The organism is Nocardia sp. NPDC051981, from assembly GCF_040680715.1.
Lineage (GTDB): Bacteria > Actinomycetota > Actinomycetes > Mycobacteriales > Mycobacteriaceae > Nocardia.
In genome coordinates this window covers 182,310-203,774 of record NZ_JBFAXK010000005.1, presented here as the reverse complement: position 1 = coordinate 203,774, position 21,465 = coordinate 182,310, and the positions used below count along the sequence as shown (strand labels likewise).

20 protein-coding genes and 1 pseudogene are annotated in these 21,465 nt (G+C 65.6%); 12 read left to right on the top strand and 9 right to left on the bottom strand.

Translation table 11 applies throughout. The annotated features are described in order from the left end of the window. Positions 1 to 5: 5 nt before the first annotated feature. On the top strand, positions 6 to 794 hold the full coding sequence (locus AB0L60_RS12370) for an alpha/beta fold hydrolase (protein ID WP_364611514.1): 789 nt from the start codon (positions 6 to 8) through the stop codon (positions 792 to 794). Positions 795 to 856: 62 nt separating this feature from the next. Further along, on the top strand, positions 857 to 2,218 hold the full coding sequence (locus AB0L60_RS12365; RefSeq protein ID WP_364611511.1) for a cytochrome P450: 1,362 nt from the start codon (positions 857 to 859) through the stop codon (positions 2,216 to 2,218). A 49-nt stretch (positions 2,219 to 2,267) separates the two neighbouring features. Here AB0L60_RS12365 and AB0L60_RS12360 read toward each other — a convergent pair whose 3' ends face one another. Continuing rightward, positions 2,268 to 3,044 (bottom strand): class I SAM-dependent methyltransferase, encoded by a 777-nt coding sequence (locus AB0L60_RS12360; protein WP_364611509.1) that lies wholly within the window; start codon positions 3,042 to 3,044, stop codon positions 2,268 to 2,270. A 35-nt stretch (positions 3,045 to 3,079) separates the two neighbouring features. Further along, a complete protein-coding gene (locus AB0L60_RS12355; RefSeq protein WP_364611506.1) occupies positions 3,080 to 3,640 on the bottom strand; it encodes a helix-turn-helix domain-containing protein in 561 nt (186 codons plus the stop codon). A 90-nt stretch (positions 3,641 to 3,730) separates the two neighbouring features. On the opposite strand from AB0L60_RS12355, the gene AB0L60_RS12350 reads away from it, so the two are divergent. Genes AB0L60_RS12350 through AB0L60_RS12340 form a run of 3 tightly spaced genes read left to right on the top strand, consistent with a single transcriptional unit; the run spans position 3,731 to position 5,503 of the window. Further along, complete coding sequence (locus AB0L60_RS12350) at positions 3,731 to 3,934, top strand: PLDc N-terminal domain-containing protein (protein WP_354849218.1); 204 nt, start codon at positions 3,731 to 3,733, stop codon at positions 3,932 to 3,934. Then, on the top strand, positions 3,927 to 4,754 hold the full coding sequence (locus AB0L60_RS12345; RefSeq protein WP_364611501.1) for an ABC transporter ATP-binding protein: 828 nt from the start codon (positions 3,927 to 3,929) through the stop codon (positions 4,752 to 4,754). Before AB0L60_RS12350 ends, AB0L60_RS12345 begins: the two co-directional genes overlap by 8 nt. Next, positions 4,751 to 5,503: a hypothetical protein gene (locus AB0L60_RS12340; protein WP_364611498.1), complete on the top strand. Its 753-nt coding sequence runs from the start codon at positions 4,751 to 4,753 to the stop codon at positions 5,501 to 5,503. The genes AB0L60_RS12345 and AB0L60_RS12340 overlap by 4 nt, the downstream gene beginning before the upstream one ends. 169 nt (positions 5,504 to 5,672) lie before the next feature. Here AB0L60_RS12340 and AB0L60_RS12335 read toward each other — a convergent pair whose 3' ends face one another. Together AB0L60_RS12335 and AB0L60_RS12330 are read right to left on the bottom strand one after the other, a co-directional pair. Continuing rightward, on the bottom strand, positions 5,673 to 6,002 hold the full coding sequence (locus AB0L60_RS12335; protein WP_364611495.1) for a hypothetical protein: 330 nt from the start codon (positions 6,000 to 6,002) through the stop codon (positions 5,673 to 5,675). A gap of 353 nt (positions 6,003 to 6,355) precedes the next feature. Then, positions 6,356 to 7,171 carry a class I SAM-dependent methyltransferase gene (locus tag AB0L60_RS12330; RefSeq protein WP_364611492.1) on the bottom strand — a complete coding sequence of 272 codons (816 nt, stop codon included), beginning with the start codon at positions 7,169 to 7,171 and terminating at the stop codon, positions 6,356 to 6,358. A gap of 926 nt (positions 7,172 to 8,097) precedes the next feature. Between AB0L60_RS12330 and AB0L60_RS12325 the strand changes: the two genes are divergently transcribed. Together AB0L60_RS12325 and AB0L60_RS12320 are read left to right on the top strand one after the other, a co-directional pair. Continuing rightward, a complete protein-coding gene (locus tag AB0L60_RS12325; RefSeq protein WP_364611489.1) occupies positions 8,098 to 10,389 on the top strand; it encodes a LuxR C-terminal-related transcriptional regulator in 2,292 nt (763 codons plus the stop codon). An 11-nt stretch (positions 10,390 to 10,400) separates the two neighbouring features. After that, on the top strand, positions 10,401 to 10,895 hold the full coding sequence (locus AB0L60_RS12320; RefSeq protein WP_364611486.1) for a helix-turn-helix transcriptional regulator: 495 nt from the start codon (positions 10,401 to 10,403) through the stop codon (positions 10,893 to 10,895). 447 nt (positions 10,896 to 11,342) lie between these two features. Here AB0L60_RS12320 and AB0L60_RS12315 read toward each other — a convergent pair whose 3' ends face one another. Further along, positions 11,343 to 12,869 (bottom strand): MDR family MFS transporter, encoded by a 1,527-nt coding sequence (locus AB0L60_RS12315; RefSeq protein WP_364611484.1) that lies wholly within the window; start codon positions 12,867 to 12,869, stop codon positions 11,343 to 11,345. Between the two features lie 93 nt (positions 12,870 to 12,962). On the opposite strand from AB0L60_RS12315, the gene AB0L60_RS12310 reads away from it, so the two are divergent. Further along, positions 12,963 to 13,685: a TetR/AcrR family transcriptional regulator gene (locus tag AB0L60_RS12310; RefSeq protein ID WP_364611481.1), complete on the top strand. Its 723-nt coding sequence runs from the start codon at positions 12,963 to 12,965 to the stop codon at positions 13,683 to 13,685. 255 nt (positions 13,686 to 13,940) lie between these two features. On the opposite strand, the gene AB0L60_RS12305 is transcribed toward AB0L60_RS12310, so the two are convergent. Continuing rightward, a complete protein-coding gene (locus AB0L60_RS12305; RefSeq protein ID WP_364611478.1) occupies positions 13,941 to 15,092 on the bottom strand; it encodes a serine hydrolase domain-containing protein in 1,152 nt (383 codons plus the stop codon). Between the two features lie 162 nt (positions 15,093 to 15,254). Between AB0L60_RS12305 and AB0L60_RS12300 the strand changes: the two genes are divergently transcribed. Next, complete coding sequence (locus AB0L60_RS12300; RefSeq protein WP_364611475.1) at positions 15,255 to 16,133, top strand: sigma-70 family RNA polymerase sigma factor; 879 nt, start codon at positions 15,255 to 15,257, stop codon at positions 16,131 to 16,133. Between the two features lie 49 nt (positions 16,134 to 16,182). Here AB0L60_RS12300 and AB0L60_RS12295 read toward each other — a convergent pair whose 3' ends face one another. Both AB0L60_RS12295 and AB0L60_RS12290 read right to left on the bottom strand, forming a co-directional pair. Then, the gene (locus AB0L60_RS12295; RefSeq protein WP_364611472.1) at positions 16,183 to 16,395 is read right to left on the bottom strand and encodes a YciI family protein; all 213 of its coding nucleotides are present in this window, start codon (positions 16,393 to 16,395) and stop codon (positions 16,183 to 16,185) included. A gap of 537 nt (positions 16,396 to 16,932) precedes the next feature. Further along, complete coding sequence (locus AB0L60_RS12290; RefSeq protein WP_364611469.1) at positions 16,933 to 17,154, bottom strand: hypothetical protein; 222 nt, start codon at positions 17,152 to 17,154, stop codon at positions 16,933 to 16,935. Between the two features lie 813 nt (positions 17,155 to 17,967). Here AB0L60_RS12290 and AB0L60_RS12285 point away from each other — a divergent pair. Beyond that, entirely contained in the window at positions 17,968 to 18,414 is a 447-nt protein-coding gene (locus AB0L60_RS12285) for a ricin-type beta-trefoil lectin domain protein (RefSeq protein ID WP_364611466.1), read from the top strand. A gap of 228 nt (positions 18,415 to 18,642) precedes the next feature. Here AB0L60_RS12285 and AB0L60_RS12280 read toward each other — a convergent pair whose 3' ends face one another. Next, on the bottom strand, positions 18,643 to 19,845 hold the full coding sequence (locus AB0L60_RS12280) for a serine hydrolase domain-containing protein (protein WP_364611462.1): 1,203 nt from the start codon (positions 19,843 to 19,845) through the stop codon (positions 18,643 to 18,645). Positions 19,846 to 20,272: 427 nt separating this feature from the next. Here AB0L60_RS12280 and AB0L60_RS12275 point away from each other — a divergent pair. Both AB0L60_RS12275 and AB0L60_RS12270 read left to right on the top strand, forming a co-directional pair. Continuing rightward, positions 20,273 to 20,719, top strand: a pseudogene (locus AB0L60_RS12275) (recombinase family protein); the annotation flags it as partial. Positions 20,720 to 20,901: 182 nt separating this feature from the next. Continuing rightward, positions 20,902 to 21,141 carry a hypothetical protein gene (locus AB0L60_RS12270; RefSeq protein WP_364611459.1) on the top strand — a complete coding sequence of 80 codons (240 nt, stop codon included), beginning with the start codon at positions 20,902 to 20,904 and terminating at the stop codon, positions 21,139 to 21,141. The last annotated feature ends 324 nt before the right edge of the window (positions 21,142 to 21,465 follow it).

Below are 21,465 nucleotides of genomic sequence, written 5' to 3'. Positions count from 1 at the left end.
ATCGGATGACAGCCCAACGACTCACCGGAACCGCCTGGCTGCGCGAACTGAAATCCGCTCCCGGCCCCGCGACCGTGCTGGTCTGCTTCCCGCCCGGCGGCGGCTCGGTCACCGCCTACCGGGCGCTGGCCCAGCGCGTCGGCTCGGGTACCGCGGTGTTCGGCGTGCAGTACCCCGGCCGCCAGGACCGCCTCGGCGACGCGCCGGTGCCCGAGCTGACCGAATTGGCCGACCGGGCCGCCGCCGACCTGCTGGCCTGGCCGCGGGACGTGCACCTGGCCATCTTCGGGCACAGCATGGGCGCGACCGTCGCCTATGAGGCCGCCCGCCGGGTCGAGGCCGGCGGACGCGAGCTGACCCACCTGTTCGTCTCCGGCCGTCCCGCACCGGCTTTCGCCGAGACCGGAAGCCTGCACGCTGGACCGGACGAGGGCCTCATCGCCGATCTGGAACGGCTGTCGAACGATCCGGCATCGGTGCGGATCCTGCGCGACGAGCCCGGTCTGGCCGAACTGGTACTCCCGGCCGTCCGCAGCGACTACCGCGCCGTGGAGACCTACCGGCACGAGCCGGGTGCGCCGCTGCGCACGCCGATCACCGCGCTGATCAGCTCCTCCGATCCGACCACCTCGGCCGCGCAGGCGGGGGAGTGGCGCGACTACACCACCGCCGGATTCGACCTCGCCACCTTCCCGGGTGGCCATTTCTATCTGGATCTGCCCGAAAACCTTCCCGCGATAGGCGATTTGATCACTCGCGCCCTGGCCACGGCGGTTCCGGGGCGCTCGAGTTGAGCACCTCGTCTTCGTGCGGGTAGCTTCCTCCGTTGCGTCTTCGTAGCAGGAGGGGGTTCTCAATGCCCAGAACACAATTCGTCGCCGCTCCGCCCGAGGGCAGTGATCTGAAGCAGATCAGCGGGCCCGCGACGCACTGGATCGCCCAGCTGCAGCGGCAACGGCGCGACCCCACCGGGGCCGCCTTCGAGGACGAGGCGGCCTACGGCCCGCTCTATGTCCTGAACATGTTCGGCGACAAGTGGATCATCGCCGGTGGCCCCGAGGCGGCACAGCGCATCCTGATGAACAAGGACCGGGTGTTCGCCAACGGTCCGGCGTGGGCGCCGCTGCAGGGACCGTTCTTCGACCGGGGCCTGGTCCGGCTGGATTTCGACGAGCACCGCAGCCACCGCTCGATCATGCAGCAGGCCTTCGGTCGCGGCGCCCTCACGTCGTATCTGAAGGACATGCACGAGATCGCCGACCGCCACCTGAGCAGGCTGCCGGAAGGCAGTGTGGCCGACGGCAATCCGGTGCTCATGCACCAGCACCTGCAGCGGCTCACCCTGGACATCGTGCTGGAGGTCTTCATGGGCGCGCGCCTGCCGCGCGACGAGGCCGAGCGCATCTGCGGCGCCACCATGGACATCCTGCAGGCCGGCGGCGCGATGGTGCGCGTCGCCATTCCTGGCAACCGCTGGTGGCGGGGCATGCGCGCCCGCAAGACCATGGCGGCCTTCCTCGCCGACCGCATTGTCGCCGCCCGCGAAAACCCGGGCACCGACCTGCTTTCCATGCTGTGCCAGGCCGCCGGCGACGACGGCGATCGGTTCACCGACCAGGACATCGTGAACCACATGATCTTCCTGCTGGCCGCCGCCCACGACACCACCACGACCACGCTGTCCGGGGTCGTCTACAACATGGCCAAATACCCGGAATGGCAGAAGCGCGCGCGAGCGCGCTCACTGGAGATGCCCTTCGAACTCGGTTACGACGAGCTCGCTGAGCTGACCGAACTCGACTGGATCATCAAGGAGACCACCCGGCTGTGCACCCCGGTGCAGATCTTCCCGCGCGCGGTGCAGGAGGACACCGAGGTGTGCGGCTATTTCGTGCCGAAGGGATCCTTCGTCGTCGTCCCGATCAGCGTCAACCACCGCCGCCCCGATATGTGGTCGCACCCCGAGGAATTCGATCCCGAGCGTTTCTCCGACGAACGTGCCGAGCACAAGCGGCACCGGGTGGCGTGGGCCCCGTTCGGGGCGGGCGCGCACAAGTGCCTCGGACAGCATTTCGCGGGCCTCGAGATCAAGACGATCGTGCACCAGCTGCTGCACACCTTCGAATGGGAGGTGCCGCAGGACTACGTCATGCCCCTCGACATGAGTGCGACGCCGCTGCCGAAGGACGATCTGCCCGTGACGCTGCGGCGTCGCTGAACCCGTGCCCGGGCCGGGAAACAGTCTCGGCCCGGGTGTTCCAGCCTCCTCAGCCCAGGTATTCCGACTCGAGTACCCGGTCCTTGAGCAGCGACTGGTACTCGATGTGGGTGTCGTGCTCGACGGTGCGCCAGGACTTGCCCTCGGCCTCACGCATGTACTGCAGGTAGTCCGGTGCGCCCGGGACGCGCATATTGTCGGCGACGACAATGCTGCCCGGGTGCAGCCAGCCCGCCGCGAGAATGTGCTTCAGGTCGGCCAGGTACGCGGACTTGTCGTGGTCCACGAAGACGAAATCGAGTGCGCCCTCGGTGATTCCGTGCTCCTCGGTGAGCCGCCGGATGGTCTCGCCGCCATCGCCGATGGTGCCGACCACCACGGTTACTCGCTCCGCAAGCCCGGCGTGGGCGATGATGGCGCGGGCCACCTCCGCATTGGCCGCGCTGAACTCCACGGAGATGAGGCGCGCGCCCTCCGGCATGGTGCGGGCGGTGCGGACCGCACTGTAGCCGACATAGGTGCCCAGTTCGAGCAGCAGCTTCGGATTCGCTTTGCGCACAGCGGCATCCAGCAGCAGGCCCTTCTCGTCCCCAACGTTCACCAGGTTGCTGCGGGTGCGGGCGAACTTGTCGATGGCCGCCAGCACACTCTCCGGATCGCCCTGCTCGGCGTTCGCGAGGACGTGGTCGCGCACGGCGGCCTCGCGGCCATCACCGAATTGACCGGTGCGCGTAAAGTTTCCGAGTCCACGCACGGTACTGACGGCTGTGCGCACCGGATACACCACGCGCTCGCGCAAGATCGACCCGATCGATGTGCCACCCATTGGTTCCCCTTCGTTCGCTGTGACGGCCAGCGCGATTATGCCGGGCCCGAAGCGGTTTCGCCTCCGGGGGCAGGGGAGTCGGGGATCAGGATGGTGCGCAGGATACGACGCCTCCGGCCCGGCGCGGGGGCATTGGCCAGGCGCGGGGCCAGCACACGGCCCAGATCGCGGGCGAAGTCGGCGAATTCGGCATCGTCGAGCCACAGACCCGCCATGCGGTAGCCGACTCCGTCTCGCAGGTAATCGATATCGCCGCCGTCGAGGTACCGGTCGAAGTCGGCCATGAGCCCGGCGACGAAGCCCATGAAGGCGCGGCGGTGGTCCTCGGGACTCATGGCGTCGAGCTGGTCGGGGGTGATCTGGGCGGCGCTCAGGCGTAGCCGGTAGGTGCGCTCGACGGTGCCGCGTACGCGGCGCTCGGTGACGACGTCGAGGACGCCGGCGGTGACCAGCTTGGCGACATGCCGGTAGAGGCTGCCGGGCGGAACATCGCCGAGTTCGGCATTGAGCTCGCTCGTGGTCAGGGTCCGGTCGCCGAGGAATGCCTGCACGATCCGCAGCCGAACCGGGTGCAGCAGAAGTTCGACGGATTCCACAGGTTGGACACTAGCACTATTGCTATCGACATTGATAATGTTCGCACATCTGGTAGCAATAACGCGTTCGCGCTGAGGAGAGGAATCGCGGTGTCCAACATTCCGGTAGCCGCACTGGTGCCCCTGATCGTGGTGGGGCTTGGCTTCGTCGGTTTCTGCTGGTACGACCTGTCCCGTACACGGGTGAAGTACCTGCCGAAATGGGCGTGGGCGATCATCTGCCTGATCAGCATTCCGCTCGGCGGGATCATCTACCTGATCGTCGGCCGGGACGGTGACACGGTCCGTGGCTGAGCCCCACCTCGAGGTCGCCGATGTGTCGGTGCGCTTCGGTGACTTCCTCGCCCTCGACACCGTGAGCTGGACCGTGGACGGTCCCGGGGTGGTCGGGCTGATCGGACTCAACGGCGCGGGCAAGACCACCCTGATCCGCACCGTGCTGGGCCTGCAACCGGTGACCGGCGGCGCCGTACGCGTGCCGATCGGGCTGGACGCCCTCGGATACTGCCCGGACACGCCGGGTTTCGAGCCCTGGCTGTCCGCGCGGGAGGTCCTCGAACAGTCCATGGCCATCGGACCGGCCCGCGGCGCGGGCGCGTGGTCCGCCGACGCCGCGCTCGCGGCGGTCGATCTGGAACGGCACGCCCATCGGCGCGCCGGAGGGTTTTCCCGGGGCATGTTGCAGCGCTTGGGAATTGCCGCGGCGCTGGTTCGCGAGCCCGAGGTGCTCATTCTCGACGAACCCACCAGCGCACTGGATCCCGAAGGCCGCGCCGCCGTGCTGGGGCTGATCCGCGACCTGGGCAATCGGATGACGGTCGTGTTCTCCAGCCACCTGCTCGCCGATGTCGAGGATCTCGCCGACCGGCTGCTGGTCCTGCATCGCGGGCGGGCCGTCTTCGCCGGGGAGACAGGGGAATTCCTGGATGAGCACACCGCCGCGCCGACCCTGCGGATCGCCATGACCGACGGCCGGATCATCGAGGCCGAGCAGCCGCAGTGGGGCCCGGCCCTGGCGGACGCGTCCGCGAACAGCGGCCGGCTCGACGACATCCGCATAGTCCGTCCGACCTTGACCGACGCGTTCTTCACTGCCATCGGGGAGAAGCCATGAACCGCACCGTATTCCGGGTCGAGTGGTACCGGTGGCTGCGCACGCGGCGGCTGGTCGCCCTGGTGGCCGCCTTCGTCCTGTTCGGATTCGTCTCGCTGCTCGGAGCGAAGTACCTGCCGGATCTGATCGGGCACTCCTCGGAAATCCAGCTGCTGCGCGTGCCCGACTGGCGAGACGGGTTGCAGCAGTACGTGAAGAACACCGGCCTGCTGGTCGCGTCGGTGGCCATGATCCTGGCCGCGCAGGCATGCGCTCTCCGCAGCACCGACCCGATCGGGATCTACTACTTCAGTCGCGAGATCTCGCCGGTGCGGCTCTATCTGCCCCGGATCCTGGTCGCCGCGGCAGTGATCGCCGTGGCTGCCTCGATCGGGGCCGCGGTCGCGCTGTACGAGTGCTGGGCGCTGTTCGGGTCCTACCCGCTGGGTCCGGCCGTGGGTTCGCTTACGGTGCAAGCCCTCGCGGTGGTGTCGTTCGCGGTGTTCGCCGCGGCCCTGGCGGCGCGCTTCGGCTCGGCGGGTATCGCCGCCGGGGTGACCGCCGTGGTCTACGTGGGCTGCCTGCTGGTGTCGGCGGTGCCATCGGTGCAGCCCTACCTGCCCACCACGGCCCTGCAACCGGCCATCGAGGCCGCACGCTGGTCCCCGGCCGACGCGGCGAAATCGCTGCTGGCCCTGCTGATCGCGACGGCACTCGCCCTGACTGCCGCTCTGACCACACCGATTCGCGCGATCAGGACCGTTGCGTAGCGGCCCGGTGCCGCGACAGCAGATACAGACTCACCCACGACACGACGACACAGATCACCACGAGCACCCGCACCTCCTCCAGGGTGCTGCGCGGATAGAGTCCAGTCGATCGTGCCTGGTCGGAAGTGATTTCGCGGTTCTGGGGGAGGGCGCGGGCGCTCCGGCTTGCCTAGAACTTGCCAACTTGCCGTGGTCTGCGTCCACCGTCCGGTCCGAAGAGAGCGGCTCCGGCCGATTCCAAATCGCGAGGATGGACGTCGGAGTAGATGCTCAACGACATGGCTGGATCGTGGCCGTGCCACGTCGCGACGATGTGCACCGGGACACCCGATGCGAGCACCAGCGACACCGACGTGTTCCGCAGCCCCTTCAACGGGATTCGGCGCAGTCCGGCGCGCTTGCGAATTCGCTGAAACTCGGCGGAATACCACTCGGGCCGCACCGGGTTCCCGTTCTCGTGCACCGCGATCAGCCGATCGTCGGACCAGGATGCGCCCATTGCCAGGCACTCCGCTTTCTGCCGGGTCTTCAACGCGCGCAGCGCGGCCTTCAGGTCTGCGGGTGGCGGAAGATCGCGACGGCTGCGGCGAGACTTGGGCAGGTTCTCCTCGGTCCCAGTAGGTCACCGTGCCGTTCTTCGCGATGTGCTTGGACCGTATCGCAGGAGGCCCTGTGGCGCTCATCTTGCCGCTGCGGCATTTGCCAGTGTGAGCTGGGCCGATGTAGCAGTACCGTGTGATGCAGTGCGAGCCCTCGACACACATCGCACATCACGCAGTGCCGCCGGTCGGCGAGATGTCGGGTCGCGATCAGGGCTCGGGTGCCGGCGATACCGAAGAAGGTGACCGCTCTTCAGAACCGGAACCGCACGATCCGGGTGGACCGTTTCATGCCTGGCAGCAGGTTCAACAGGCGGAACATGCGGCGTACGTTCGCGGGCGCCTTGGCCATCAGCACCGGTGAGTCGTTCATCGGCGCCTCGTCGACGAATTCGAGCCGTGGGTGCCAATCGGCCAGCGCGGCCGGATCATCGAAGCCGCTGTGGAACTGGGTGTCGTATTTGCGCAGCGTGGGGAGCCATTTCGAGCTGCGCCACGCCCAGGCCGCCACCGTGTCGAACTGTATTTGGCCGGTGGGGAAGGCATCGACGACAGCGGTCAGCAGTCGCCGGACGTCGGTCTCGGTCAGGTAGGGCACCAGTCCCTCGGCGATCATCAGCACCGGCCGACCGCGGGGGATACGGTCCAGCCAGGTCAGGTCGGTCACGCTGGAGCCGATCAGGGTGTAGTGCTCGCGCGGCGGCAGGAATTGTTGCCGCAATTCGATGACGGAGGGGTAGTCCAGGTCGTACCAGTCGACGGTGGCGGGCGGGTCGATCCGGTACACCCGGGCGTCGAGGCCGCAGCCCAAGTGCAGCACTACCGCGTCGGGGTGATCGGCAAGGTAGTGTCGGGCCCAGTCGTCGTGAGCCTTGGCGCGCACCACGGCGGCGAGACCCATCTGGCTGGTGCCGAATCTGCGGTTGTCGTATTCGGGGTCGAGGCCCCGCATCGCCTGCTCGGCGTATTTGTCGCCGAGGATCGGGTCCGGCAGCCGGTTGTCCAGTGCCTTGGCCCTGAGGACGGGATTGACGGTCTTCTGCACTCCGACCAGTTCGCTGTCCTGCACACCAGCGACGCTACACACATTTCATGGGTGGGATCCCATGACGCGACGTTCATCGCGAACAAGATCTACATCCAGATGTTCATGATGGTGATCGTGGCTAGCGTGTCCGATCAATCGTCAGCGCCTTGTCGCCTCAGGCTACCGAGCGACCGGAGTACCTTCACCGCAACGTAGTTCGGGGTACGCGACGAGGACCGCCCCGATGGGCCCGCCAATGGCGCCCCGGCGGCCCCGATACCAGCTCGGAGATATCGATGGCTTCCGGGCGGCGGTCCTACGCTGAATCGAGAACCGTTGCTCGTCAGGGAAGATGGTGCCGGCGATGTCGGGGCCCGTGCTTCATCATCAGTTCGAACCGGGCCGGTTGTTCTGATGTGACATGGGAGACACGCTGGGAAACCTTGTCCAGCAATGTCCTTCGAACCCGACGGAGTCGCTGGCTTCGCTGGTCGGCAAGGGTGATTCGCAGGGTGAAATCTATAGTTTGCGATGACTTAGCCGTGAACTTTGTCTGATGAGTGACTACCAATGGGTAGGTGTCGATCCAACGCTGGTCGCGTATGTGGCGAGAAGATCGAGGGGACATGAAGGAGGGGTGGGTGACACGCGAGTGTAGTAACGATCGTTCCGATATCAGTAGACGTCGAGCTGAAGCCGGTGGCCGTGGTGGACAAGGGGTTCCCTGGTCTGCTCGACGGCCTCGGCTGCTCGAACGCCTCGGGCGCGACGCCGCACTGATCGAGGTGAACGCGGGAGCGGGTTTCCGGAAGTCAGCGCAGTTACGAGCCTGGCAGGCGATGTGCCGGGACCGAGGACGGTTCGTCGTCTCGGTGGATCCGCCGGCTTCGGGGAGCGGGCTCGGCGCATACTGGCTCAGCATCGTTCGCCAGCTCTCGCATGGCGGGGACCGGCGACACCTCGATGGCGTGAGCGCGGACGCGGCGTACGGACTGCTGAAGAAGGCCATCACCGATGCGAAAAGACCTGTCACGCTTGTCCTGCATCGTATCGATCTTCTCGTGACCAGTGATCTGGAGTCGATGCTGGCCGGGTTGCTGGAGCATTGCGAGAGTCTCGTTATCGCGGTGACTACGAGCACACAAGCACTGTTCTCGGATCCGACAACGATTCAGGTTTCATACCACCGGATTTCAGCGGACTTCCTGCGATTTTCGGCTGACGAATTGCGTTGGCTCTTCGATACCCTGTGCATCCCGGCAAGCACGGCGGAGCTCGAACTCGTATATCGGACCACCGGCGGTCTGCCTGCGCTGGTGGACATGGCGACGGCGGTCTTCGAGAGAATCCCGGCCAACGCCGAACGAGTCGACCTCCTCGGTGCCGCAATCGAAGAGGTCGCGAGGCGTTATACGTCCCGGACGGTGCTGTCCGCGCTGGCCGAACCATTCCTCGGATACGCGGTGTCGGTCGCCACGGCGTCTCAACTCGACGCTGATCTCGCGAGATATCTTGTGCCCGAGGCTGACCCATTCGAGCTGCTGTGCGTTCTCGAGACCGCTGGAGTGCTGGCGCAGCGTGAGACAACGCGCGGGGTGGTCTGGGAGTTCGAGCCTGCCATCCGGACCGCGGTACTGGGGCTTCAAGCCGAGGCCGGAATACCGATGACCCACCGGTTCGAAGCGCTCGCATCGTATTACCTCGAACGCGACGACGTCGCCAACGGATTGCGTTTCGCGGCGCAAGCGCAGCAGTGGCATACGGTCATCGAGTTGCTGGAGGACCGGTGGGTTGCGCTCATCGCCGACGAGCTCGAACTGCTGCGTGAAATCCTGCAAGCGATCCCCGAGGCCCTACTCGACCACCACCAGCCGATCAAAGCAGGCCGGGCGCTGTTCACTCTGCTGGGGAGCAACAACTCCGGGAACCTGATTGCCTTGCCGAACGAACCCGCCCAGCTCTATGCCCTGGGCGCCACGTCGACGGCGAAGGACGCGCTGAGCCTCGGCTGCGTGCAGTCACTGATGATGCGATTGACCGGCGATCACACCGATGCCGTGCTGCTGACGAAACGGCTGGCGGTTCTGGTGGAAGGTATCCTCGGCAGTCAGCCTCAGCAGATCACCGGGCAGCTACCGGTGATGCGGTTGCAGTGGGGGATTACCTATCAGCTCGGTGGCGAATTCAACTCCGCCGCAACCGAATTGCATCGCGCCTATCATGAGTCCAAATCCGCCGATATCCAGTTCGCCGCCCGAAATGCCGCCGCGAACATGGCGATGAACGACGCGTTGGTCGGCGAACCCGCGCGGGCGCAACGATGGCTTGCCATTGCCGAGACTCATCCAGTGCCTGATGGCTGGCTGGGAACGGCAGTCCTCACCAGTGAGCGAGTCGCCACCGCGATCGCCGCACTCGACCGATTCGATGTCGGCACTGCCGCTCGAGCACTCGCTGCGCTCGGTGAACTCCCCTCCTTCGAGGAGTTGTGGCCATTCGTCGCCTATGCTCACGCCCAGTTGGCCTTGTGCACCGGAGAATCGTTCACCGGCCTTTCCGACATCCAGCGAGCCGAGACGCACTACCCCGACTCCGGGCGTTCCACCGGAATCGTGCCTTCCCTGATCACCGCGGCCAAGATCGACCTGAGACTGGCGATGGGGCAAGGCAATCGCGCCCGGCAACTGATCGAGCGCATGCCCGAAAATGATGGCTGGTGCACCATCCCTGCGGCGCGCACTCACCTGTTGGCCGGCAACCCCTCACACGCGCTGGCTTTGTGCGACCGTATCGACTGGATCGATCACGCTCCGACCAGGCTGGTCGTCGAGGCCCTGCTCATCGCTGCCGTCGCACATCTGGCACTCGACAACAGCGATACCGCACGCCGGAAATGGATACAGGCGTCGACGCTGATCGACCGCACGAGCCTGCTCCGGCCGCTGGCAGCACTCCCGCGCCCTGCCGTTGAACGCCTCATCGAGTTGACCGGCACTGCGCCGACGGGTGCGGAGCAGGTCTTGACCGGACATGTTCGTCCGCTGTTCCCCGAGGCTGTTCCGATTGTCGAACTGTCGGAAACCGAAATGCTCATCCTCACCTTGCTGTCCTCAGGCGCGTCGATTCGCCAGATCGCCGACAACCGATTCGTCTCCATCAACACCGTCAAGACCCAACTTCGTGCTCTTTACCAGAAGCTCGGCGGGCACACCCGTGACCAGGTTCTCGTCACCGCCCGATCGCTCGGCTTGATCAGATGAGGGTTTACTCGATGACTTCCACGCAACTGCACTACGTAGACTTCACCAACCGTCTCAACGCGCTGTTCGACCGCTGGCAGGTGCGGCACGGGACGTCTCTGTCTCATCGGCACCTGATCGAAGCCCTCGGCCATTCGGGCGTCCGAATCTCCAAAGCCTATGTCTCCCAACTGCGTTCCGGTCACCGGCGCAATCCCTCGATCGAGGTTGCAAGCTCGCTCGCCCGCCTCTTCGGAGTCGACCTCGACTACTTCACGCTGCCGACTCAGTTCGACGACCCCGCAAGCGACGACACGCGACTGGTGAACCGATTGCGCCATGCGCCCCTGCGTCGACTGCTGCAGAGCTTCGCCGAGCTCAACACCGAAAACCAGCAACTCCTCCTCGACCTCACCGATCAGCTCCGCGCCGCAGAACGGCTACCCGACGTCGATCCGGGGCTACCCCTGCAGGACCGAGCATCGCAAGTGCCGAATGTGAACCATGCCGACCGACTGGCGCGGTAGGGCTGATCCGGCTGAAGCTGAACCCGCCACCCAGCAATCTTGAATCCACCTCGGGGTGCGAGAACTGCAGCCGATCCCCGGCCCATATGGGCCATATTCATATGGCCGCTACAGCCCGATGCCCTTGGTTATGTTGCCGGCCCACCTGTCCACGATGCGCAAGTACCTGTACAGATTGGCACTGGTCGAGTGCCAACCACCTTGGTCTGCAATGGTTTTCACGTCGCAGCCCGCCTTGCGGGCCTCGGTCGCTCCGGCGCGCGAGCTGTGGCCGGTGCGGCGCGGGACTCCTGCGCCTGCTCGGCGCGGTGGATGACCACCTCGGTCTACGGCGGCTTCGCGGGCTCCGCTCTTAAGGGGGTTGAGGGATACCCGTGCGATAAGTAGCTCTAAGCAGCGGGCCCACCGCTGGGCTCGGCACGCTCAGCGGTTGGACGGCGACCAGGACTATCTTTTGTTCGCGATGCCGGAGTTGATTGCTGGCAGGTTGTCTCTACCGTCGGTGTCGTCTGGGGTCGGGGCGGATACTCGTGTGGATTTCCGCGGCAGTAGCAGCGCGGGTACGACCGCGACTGCGCCGATTGCGAGTGCCCACCAGTAGGTTTGGGTGAACGCGTGAGCCAGCGTGTGGGTGACTTCCTCGGTTCGGTCCGTTCTCGTGAACGCCTCTGAACCGGGGGGCCGGTGTTCGATATTGCGTTGGACCAGTACCAGCAGCGCCGCGACGCCGAACGAGTTCGCCGCGCGGAGGCTGACGTTGGTGGCGGTTGTGGCCGAGGGGATTTCGGAGCGCTGCAATGTCTGATAGCTGGCGCTCATCGCGGCGGGCATGATCGTGCCGTGCCCGAGGCCGATCACGAACAGTGTTGCCATGACCAGGGCGTTGCTGGTGTCGGGGCCGATCTGGGTGAGGCCGAGAATGCCGAGCAGAACCACGGGCAGTCCGGTGAGGATCAGCAGTCGCGGGGAGTGCTTGTCGGTCAGTTTGCCGGTGATCAGCGTCGTGGCCATCGCGCCCAGCCCGAGGGGTGCGACCATCGCTCCCGAGCGCAGCGGGCTGTCGGCGTTGACGGTCTGGAAATACAGTGGCAGCAGCGCCGTCAGGCCAGACAGGGTGCCGATGTAGGCGAAGACCAGCACGTTGACTGCGGCGAAATTCCGGTCCCGCAGCAGCCGGACGTCGACCAGGGCCGCATCGCCCTTGCGGCGCGCGTGCAGGACGTAGCAGGCGATCAGCGCAACTCCGGTCAGCAGGCTGGCGGCGACGCGGATATCGGTCAGGCTCGTCCCGCTGCCCGCCTGCGCGGTGCCGTACACCAGCACGCCCAAACCCGGTGACAGCAGCACCAATCCGAGGATGTCGAGCCTGCTGTCACGGTCACGGACCTCGTCGCTGGGCAGCAGTCGGATCGCGGCGAGAACGGCGATCGCGCACAGGGGGACGTTGATGTAGAACATCCACCGCCACGACAGGTGGCCGAGGATCAGACCACCGACGGTTGGGCCGAGGACCGGTGCGAGCATTGCGGGCACCGCGACCGCGCTCATCACGCGCCCCATCCGGGCGGGTCCGGCGGCGCGGGCGAGCATCGTCTGCCCGATCGGCAGGATCATGCCGGCGCCGAAGCCTTGCAGTACTCGGAATGTGATGAGGCTGGTGATGTTCCAGGCCGTTCCGCACAGTACCGATCCGGTGATGAACAGCAGCAGCGAGCCGATCCACATCGTCTTGGGGCCGAACCTCACGATCGCCCATCCCGACAGCGGGATGCTGGCCGACAGCGCCAGGGTGTATCCCGTCAGCACCCACTGAATCGCGGACAGCGACGTGTGGAACCGGGTGCCGAGGGTGTTCACGGCGACGCTGGTGATCGTGGTGTCCAGGATCGTCATGACCGCGCCCAGGACCACCACGATCACGAGTTTGCGCAGGGCCGGGTCGAGCTCGGTTGATGTCGTTCGAGGTTGTGTCATTGCGTGATTCCCCACCATCGTTATCGGTACACTGTATCGGTAACGATACGGTGTACTGTCAAGCGATACGGTGTCTCGGGTAGACTGCGGACCGTGGAGCTGCACGATTCCGGCGAAGACACTGCCCTTTCCGGCGCCCCGATCTGGGCGCGCGAGACACCGCGACGACGACCCGCGGTGACCAGAGACGACATCGTTGCCGCGGCAATGGAACTCGCGAATGCGGAGGGTCTCGACGCGGTGTCGATGCGTCGGGTCGCCTCGCGGCTAGGTGTCGGCCCGATGGCGCTCTACACGCACCTCGACAGCAAGGACGACCTGTTCGATCTGCTTGCCGACGCGCTGGCAGGTGAGATCATCCTCGACGAGGACGAGCTGACCGCGGATTGGCGGGAGTCGATCACCCGCGTGGCCCGCTGCGAGCGCGCCATGATCAAACGCCATCCCTGGGCCACCGACCTGGTCGGCAAGCGCATCACGATCGGACCGAACGCACTGCTGCACATCGAGCAATCCCTCAAAGCGCTGGACGGACTGGATGTTTCACCGGCGCAGGCGACACAGATCGTGCAGGCTGTCGATCAGTACACCACCGGATTCGTCCTGCGCGAAGCTCTTGCCTCCGCACCGGAGTCGTTCGGGCTCGGCGCGCCCACCGGCGCCTACCTTCGCGACGCGGCGACCAAGGCCGGCCACCAGCGGCTGGTGCAACTCCTCGAGCACAGCCCGGCCGAGCTTCCCGGCCCCGACGAGAGCTTCGAGCAAGGACTGCGCTGGCTGCTGGAAGGCATCGCGCGCGACATCACTGGTCCGTGACCCCGAAGGCGCCTCGGAAAGAGGCGACCGCATCACACGCCCTCCCGAAACGTCCGTTTCTAGCCGCTGACCATGCTGACGGAATCGGCCAGCACGGGTCTCGGCTTACGGCCGTTCGTACCGCCGAAGTGCGCGCTAGCCGATTACAGCCTGGCTCCACGCCCCGCTGATCGCGTCGGTCTGATGGTCGATGAACGCGGTATGCCGAATGTGGTGCGGTAGTTGGCCTTACGACCAGAGGTGCGGGAGTTTGATTTACGTTGCCGAAGCGGCGTGGTGGACGGCGGCGGCGAGGCGATGGTGTTCGGGGTAGGACCAGGTGGAGGAGAACCGGCGGCGAATGTAGCCGAAGGTGATGCCGCTGTGCGGGTCGGCGAAGGCTTCCGAGCCCGCGGAACCGTCGTGGCCGAACGTACGGGCGCTGAGGAACGGGTACTGCCAGCCCTTCGCTTGAAACCCCAGCATGTAGTGCTTGTCCGATCCGGCGACGAGGTCGGTTCCGGCGGCGTGGAGCATGGTGAACTCGCCGAGGGTGTCGGGCTTCAGCAGCGGTGGTCGCCCATTGAGACCGTGTACCGCGGCGGTGTAGAGCCCGGCGAGTCCGCGGGCGTTGCCGACTCCGCCGCACGAGGTTGGGCCGAGCGCGCGGACGCGCCGGGTGTTGGAGAGGGCCACCTGGTCCAGCGGTGGGTTCGAGTTGAGGCCGTAGCCGATCCCGGTGATGCTGTGGGGCCCAGGACCACCCGACCAATACGTGGCGAGTTCGTCGGGGCTGAGTATTCCCGGCTCGATCTCGCGATAGCGGTGCTCCTCGGATTCGGGTAGCCCGAGGTAGAGGTCGAGCGCGTACGGGATTCGGACTCTCTGGTCGAAGATGTCTTGTAGTGAACGCCCGGTGCTCCTACGCACCACTTCGCCGAGGATCGCGAATTCGGTGAATGCGCCGTAGCCGATGGCCGAACCCGGCTTCCAGTACGGTCGTTGAGTGGCCAGGCGGGCAGCGATCACCGCATCGTCGGCGAGTTCATCCGCGGTGAATCCGCCATCGACGCCGATGACACCGGAACGGTGGGTCAAGACGTCTCGTAGGGTGATCTCGCCTTTTCCGGCTGCCGAGAACTCCGGCCAACCCGCCGCGACAGGTTCATCCAGATCCAGTATTGCGTCCTGTACCAGCATCGCCATCACAATGGCGGCAGCGCCCTTGGTCGAAGAATAGACACCGGTGAGGGTTTCGCCGGTCACCTCATCCCCGAACCAAAGGTCGACCACCTGCCTGCCGTGCACGTAGACAACGAGCTGGGCGCCAGCCGGACCGGCCCCCTCCGCGACCGCTGTGGTAGCGAATTCCGCGCGGACGGTCTCGAACCCTGCAGCGACCGTTCCTTGCACCTGGATCGTGGTCATCGGTGTTGTTCTCCGTTTCGTGATCTGATCGAGCGCGTTGCCCGCCACCCCTATGAGCCGCCACGTCCTGCGGATGTGACCGGGGACTGGCTGGTGCAGTCACATCCGTGAGTGGGGGCGGCTCATGCAGGTGCGAGTCGTGACGATGGGATGGTGTGACAGATGGACGAAAACAAGTGGCTAGCAGAGCGTTTCGAGAAGGAACGTCCCCGCTTGCGTGCCGTGGCGTACAGGATGCTGGGCTCGGTCGACCAAGCCGATGATGCGGTACAGGACGCCTGGCTGCGGTTGAGCCGAACCGGACCGGCTCAGATCGACAACCTCAGCAGATGGCTGACCACCGTCGTAGCGCGGGAGTGCCTGCACCAGTTACGTTCTCGCCGACATCGCCGGGAAATTCCCATCGACAGCCAGCTGCCGGACCTGCTCGTCTCGGATGTGGATCTCGATCCTGAACAGGAGATGATGCTCGCCGACGCGGTGGGACTGGCGCTGCTGGTGGTGCTGGAACGGCTCGCGCCGGCCGAGCGGGTGGCGTTCGTACTGCACGACATGTTCGACCTGCCCTTCGCCGACATCGCCGACATCGTCGGCCGCACACCGGCCGCCGCGCGGCAACTCGCCAGCCGAGCACGACGCCGTATCAGCGGAGCCGAGGTTCCACGACCCGATCCGGACCTGGCGCGGCAGCGCAGGGTGGTCGACGCCTTCTACGCGGCCGCCCGCAGCGCCGATCTCGACGGCCTGCTCCAGGTCCTCGATCCCGACATCGTGCACCGGACCGATTACGGCGTCAGCCGGCCTGCGAGTGTCATCAACGGAGCAGCGGCCGTGGCCGAACAGGTACGAATCCCGCGCGGCGGAAAGCTGCGCCCCCTGCTGGTCAACGGAGCGATCGGCGCCCTGACCACCCGCGACGAACAGCCGTATTCGGTCATGATCTTCACCGTCGCCAACGACAGGATCGTCAGGATAGACGTCATCCGCGACACCAGTCGCGTCCACCGTGTCGCAGCCGAAATCACCGGTCGAGCCAACTGACCGACGGCTCCGGGCCCGGCACGCGGACCGCACGCCGGGCCCGTCCCTTTCAGTAGTACTTGACCGCAGGACGCACCTCGACCGCACCGCCCAGCCGTGCCTGCGGGACTCGCGCGGCGAGGGCGATGGCAGTGTCTAGATCCTCGGCCTCGACCACCGCGAAGCCGCCCACGGCGTGCCTGGCACCGAGCCACGGGCCGTCGGTGACAACGGCCGAACCGTCCTTCACCGTGACCGTGGTCGCGTCCTGAGGCAGACCCATCGGCGGTGCCACTCCAGTTGTCCAACTTGTCGAGGGCGGCGAAATCGGCGTATGCCGCCTTCTTGTCCTCCTGTGACACCCGCTCCGCTTCCGATGTGCCCGGCAACGGATACGTGCCGTGGTAGATCACCAACACAAACTGCATCCTGTCCTCCTCACAACGTGTGCGCGTCAATCGCGCACACCCATGAGCCCCGATAGCGGACCTATGTGACCAAATCCCAACAAGCGATTCGAACATCCTGTACTGCCGCTGATCGCGCTGACCGAACCGGCCAGCGCGGGGCGCCGGCGGCCGGACCCTGGTGCGGTGCAGAACGCACGCTCATGCCGATGACCGAGCGGCTTGCCGCCCGGGAAATCAGCCCAGCTACCGGTCTGCCACTCGATGAATCTGGCAGCGGATATGCTTTTCGGGCGTCCGCCACTGCTGCGGATGGCGTCGGCTGGACGCTTCGGTGACTGGGGCACAGCCAGATTCGCTCACCGGCATGGTTCCGACAGGTCGCCACGTGAATCCGCGGCAGTGGCCGGGAATCAGCGGGTGGCGTCAGGAACCCACATGTACCCGCTGATCCCGGTGTTGACGCAGATGACAGGTTCCCCGGTGTTCACATCCCACGTCGGATGCATCAACTCGCTGTGTGGACACCAGGTGTTCACTACCGGCGTCGTGGTCGCGGACGCCGACCCGGCCAATCCGATGACCGCCGCTGCAATGACTCCGCCGATGACGGCTGTGCTCGCGAGTGCCTTCACTGTGTTCTCCCTTTGTCGTCTGACGAGACCACTCTGCGAGGACGGCGTTAACGAAATCTTGGGGTTCGCTTATCGACGTTCGCGCGATGGTCGACAAAGTTGGACGCGGCAACCGTTCGAAAACGATCGCCGATCGAACGCATTCGCCTATCGACCCGCTCAGCCCGGACCACCCAATTCACGAGACCAAACCCGGCACTTCGCTGTACACATGACCCGCCGAACAGGTCCCTGCCGCCCAGCTGAGGGCAACCCGTTCGAGACACCGCAAAGCAGAGACGTGCCGCAGATCGCCTGTGCACCATCCGAAGTCGGTATAGCTGACGCTGTGGATGCGAGGCAGGATGATCGGGCCTCGGTGTCACGAGCGTGGCATTCGGTGAATGTCAGTCGCGCACTCCGGTGTTCAGTGTCGATGAGGCTCGGGCGCGCCTGCGAACCCACTGCGCCCGCGCGACCGCGTCTTCCGGGGTTCGGGCCTTCCATCGGGAAAGACCACTTGCCTGCGGTGAGGAGCGGTCCGTAGATGATCAACCAACTCCGCCGAACCCGGCGGTCGACAGCATTCACGAACTGGCAATCCGCCACTCCCATCTCCATGTCGTACCCGTCATCACCGATCAATCGCACTGAGAAGCCATGACGCAGGGCCACGGCCCACTGACGCTGGACCCGAAGGGCGGAAGGCACATCGCAGCAGAGCCTTTCGTCAATTCTCAGGCTCGGAGAAACTGCCGAGACGGCGCCGGGTGGCTGTGCTAGCCTCCATCCGGAGTTGCCGCCAGCGGGGCTGCAACTGGAGGGGGAAAGAACGTGCTGAAAGGCATTCGTAGATCTGTCATTCTATTGCTGACGGCTATTGCCGCATTGACTGTTGCGTCTACGGCGTCAGCTGACAGCCTGCAGATCCGTAGTGGAATGAATGGTTTCTGTCTTGATATTCAGGGGGCGAACCCTGATCCGGCGCCGGTCGTCTCGTACCCGTGTAACGGTCAGTCCAATCAAGCCTGGTATTGGGACGGCCAGCAGATCCGTAGTGGAATGAATGGTTTCTGTCTTGATATTCAGGGGGCGAACCCTGATCCGGCGCCGGTCGTCACGTACCCGTGTAACGGTCAGCTCAATCAAGCCTGGTACAGGAATGGCGCGGAGATCCGTAGCTATCTGAATGACTTCTGCCTCGATATCCAGGGGGCGAACCCTGATCCGGCACCGGTCGTCACGTATCCGTGCAACAGTCAAGCCAATCAACGCTGGTAATTCTATTGCGGGCGAAATCCGGAAGGTACCTGACCTTCTGGTAGATCGCTCCGAACGCACTATTCTGCCGCATACCGCGCTGACCAAACCGGCCAGCGCGGGGCGCTGGCGGCCGGAACATGTTGCGGTGCAGCACGTCCGCTACTGCCATATGCAGCGCAGTCGGGCAATCCGTCGGGCAATCCGTTGGTGGCTCGGGCGGGCCGTGGTACGGCGGCGGATGAGAGGCTACTTGTTTCCGGTACGGCACAGGGCGTGGTCGACGAGGGTCATGGCGGTGTTTTCCTGGGCGATCTGATGGTCGTCGGTGTCTTGTAGGAGGGTGGACATGGACACCACGACACTGCGCGTGCCGTCGTCGGTGACGCCGTCTCTGGTCTTGTAGCCGGGGATGTCGCCGCCGTGCATCCAATACCGTCCGCCGCAGGACAATTCGATCGAGAACAGGCCCAGGCCGTAGAGTGCGCCGGGGAAGATCGATCGGACCTCGGCGTCGGTGTCGACGGTCTTCTTCATTTCGGCGAGTTGTTCGGGCTGCAAGAGTTTGCCGCCGAGCAATGCTCGGAAGAAGACGTTGAGGTCTGCGGTGGTGGTGATCAGCGCGCCCGCGGCAGCGGCGAATCCGCTGATCCGGTTGTCGGTGGTGTCGACCAATCCGCCCGTGGGCCAGCGCGTGTATCCGGTGGCGTGCGGGGTGGGAATCGTGACCGCGCCGCCGGGGTAGCTGGTGTGTTTCAGGCCGAGCGGGGTGATGATCCTGCTGTCGACTTCCTCGTACCATGGTGTGCCGGTGACTTTGTCGATGATCATGCCCGCCAGCAGGTAGCCGGTGTTGCTGTAGCGCCAGCCGGTTCCGGGGGCGAAGGTCGGCGGGCTCTGGACAGCAGTGGCCACCACCTTTTCGGGCGGGGGCGGTACATCGAGGGCATAGCGGTGGTAGTCGTCGGGGGAGGCCAGCTGGTATGGATTCGGGTACTCCAGTCCGCTGGTGTGGTTGAGTAGTTGGCGCACCGTGATCTTCGTGCCGTCGTTGCCGTTGCCGCGCACCACGCCCGGCAACCACTTCTCGACCGTGTCATCGAGGGTGAGCTTGCCCTCACCGACCAACTGCAGCAGCACGGTCGCGGTAAATGTCTTGGTAACGCTGGCGGCCCGGAAATACCCATCCCCCGAGACTGGACTCTGGCTCGCGGTATCGGCGACACCACTGGTCACCACCGTGTCACTGCCGTCGGCGGCGACCAGCCTGGCCTGCACACCCGTGATGCCGACATCGCGAATCGCGTCGGCATCACGCTGAAGCACGGTCTTATCGGCGGCGGTGGCCGGTGTCGTCGTCGCGCTCGGTGCCGCAACTGTGGGCCGGTCGGGCTGACAGGCGGTCGTGACGAGAGCCGCGACGACCAGGATCGGCCCAGCGGCACCAAACATCTTCGATTTCAAAGGATTTCCCTTCGGGCAATCGGGCAGTTACAGCACCACCACGGTAAAATTCCGCGCCGCCGCGCCCCATCCCGCCAGCATCCGGATCGCCATTACGGCCAGCGCCCGGTCCCGGGTAGTGCCGGCACTACCCCAGGTCGCGCTCCTGGCCTCGCGGACCTGGGAACCCGCGCGCAAGCCACACCGGACCGGTAGAGGTATGACTCAAGCGAACGCCGCGAAAGGGTGCAGCTACACCGCAAGCCATTGACCTGGAGCAGCGTGCGCACCATCCGTTCCGGCATCGGCGTGTTCTCCGACTGGCTCGCCGATCGCGGACCGATACCGCCCTGGTTGAGTGACGATCCGGGCGGAGTCCGGGTGCTGATGCTGAAGTTTCTCGGACACGTGCGCACCCTGCCAGCCCGCACCGGACCTCGGGTTCGTCCGCGAAGGTGACACCGTGCGTGTGCACTCGATGGACCGCCTCGCCCGAAACCTCGACGACCTGCGCCGCCTCGTGCGCACCCTCACCGGCAAGGGCGTGCGGGTGGAGTTCGTGAAGGAGAACCTGACCTTCACCGGTGAGGACTCGCCCATGGCGACGCTGCTGCTGTCGGTGATGGGGGCCTTCGCCGAGTTCGAACGCTCCCTGATCCTGGAACGCCAGCGCGAGGGCATTGCCGCGGCCAAGGCCCGCGGCGCCTGCACCGGCCGCAAGCACGCCCTCACCGACGCCCAAGCCCACCAGCTGCGCCAGCGCGCCGCTGCCGGGGAGAAAAAGGCCGCTCTTGCACGGGAATTCGGCATCAGCCGTGAAACCGTCTACAGCTACCTCAACACCGAACCTGCGCTACCCGCCGACCAACGTGCGCAGGGCTGACGCCGGCGGTGTCAGCCCTGCTGCGGTCCACGCCGAAGGGAAGGCCACCGGACTCGACTCCGCCGACATACCTGTGCCGACTCCGGCGCCGGTTCCGCCCGCTGCCGCCTGGTCGGCGGGCGGGTGCCCGTGTCCGGCAACCGAAGTCGCGGCGTGAGCGGCGGCTGGACCCGAAGGCGAAGGTGCGGGAGCTGGTCACCCTCACCCGCGACCCGGACACCGGAGATCACCGGGTCACCGGCGGCGACGAGTACCTTGGCCGGATCGCCCGCCAGATCACCGCGACCGGCCGCCGCGGACGCTGGCAAGCCCTCGACCCGGACAACACGGTCCTGCCCGCCGGGCCGTGGAACACCGTCGACCAAGCCCTGACCGGACTACTGACCCACCACCTCGAACAGCCAGGTGTCGACCCCGAGTAGGCCGCGAGAAAGCAAGAGGCCGTGTACACGGCATCCGTTACAGAACCGGCCTGCGGATCACGTTGGCGCTGATGGTGTCTCGTGAACGATCATTACCGAGGCAACCAGCGCTCGTTCACACGCTGGGACACAGCGTCAGATCAGTCGTCGGCGCGATCCTTCGTACTCCGCTTCTCGTCGGCCACCGCCGCCCAGGTAGGGGCCCGTCAGGGCTCTGGTCTGCGGTTCGTGGCATGATCTCGACATAGTCGGCAGTGAGGGGGAGGGGTGGCCATCGGCATCGGGATTGGGGATTTCGGCGAATAGGGCGTTGCTCGAGGTGCG

Bases quoted from the DNA above. Each gene is read 5' to 3' on its own strand.
- AB0L60_RS12370 (WP_364611514.1), top strand. From the start codon at position 6: ATGACAGCCCAACGACTCACCGGAACCGCCTGGCTGCGCGAACTGAAA.
- AB0L60_RS12365 (WP_364611511.1), top strand. From the start codon at position 857: ATGCCCAGAACACAATTCGTCGCCGCTCCGCCCGAGGGCAGTGATCTG.
- AB0L60_RS12360 (WP_364611509.1), bottom strand. From the start codon at position 3,044: ATGGGTGGCACATCGATCGGGTCGATCTTGCGCGAGCGCGTGGTGTAT.
- AB0L60_RS12340 (WP_364611498.1), top strand. From the start codon at position 4,751: ATGAACCGCACCGTATTCCGGGTCGAGTGGTACCGGTGGCTGCGCACG.
- AB0L60_RS12335 (WP_364611495.1), bottom strand. From the start codon at position 6,002: ATGGGCGCATCCTGGTCCGACGATCGGCTGATCGCGGTGCACGAGAAC.
- AB0L60_RS12320 (WP_364611486.1), top strand. From the start codon at position 10,401: ATGACTTCCACGCAACTGCACTACGTAGACTTCACCAACCGTCTCAAC.
- AB0L60_RS12315 (WP_364611484.1), bottom strand. From the start codon at position 12,869: ATGACACAACCTCGAACGACATCAACCGAGCTCGACCCGGCCCTGCGC.
- AB0L60_RS12305 (WP_364611478.1), bottom strand. From the start codon at position 15,092: ATGACCACGATCCAGGTGCAAGGAACGGTCGCTGCAGGGTTCGAGACC.
- AB0L60_RS12300 (WP_364611475.1), top strand. From the start codon at position 15,255: ATGGACGAAAACAAGTGGCTAGCAGAGCGTTTCGAGAAGGAACGTCCC.
- AB0L60_RS12295 (WP_364611472.1), bottom strand. From the start codon at position 16,395: ATGGGTCTGCCTCAGGACGCGACCACGGTCACGGTGAAGGACGGTTCG.
- AB0L60_RS12280 (WP_364611462.1), bottom strand. From the start codon at position 19,845: ATGTTTGGTGCCGCTGGGCCGATCCTGGTCGTCGCGGCTCTCGTCACG.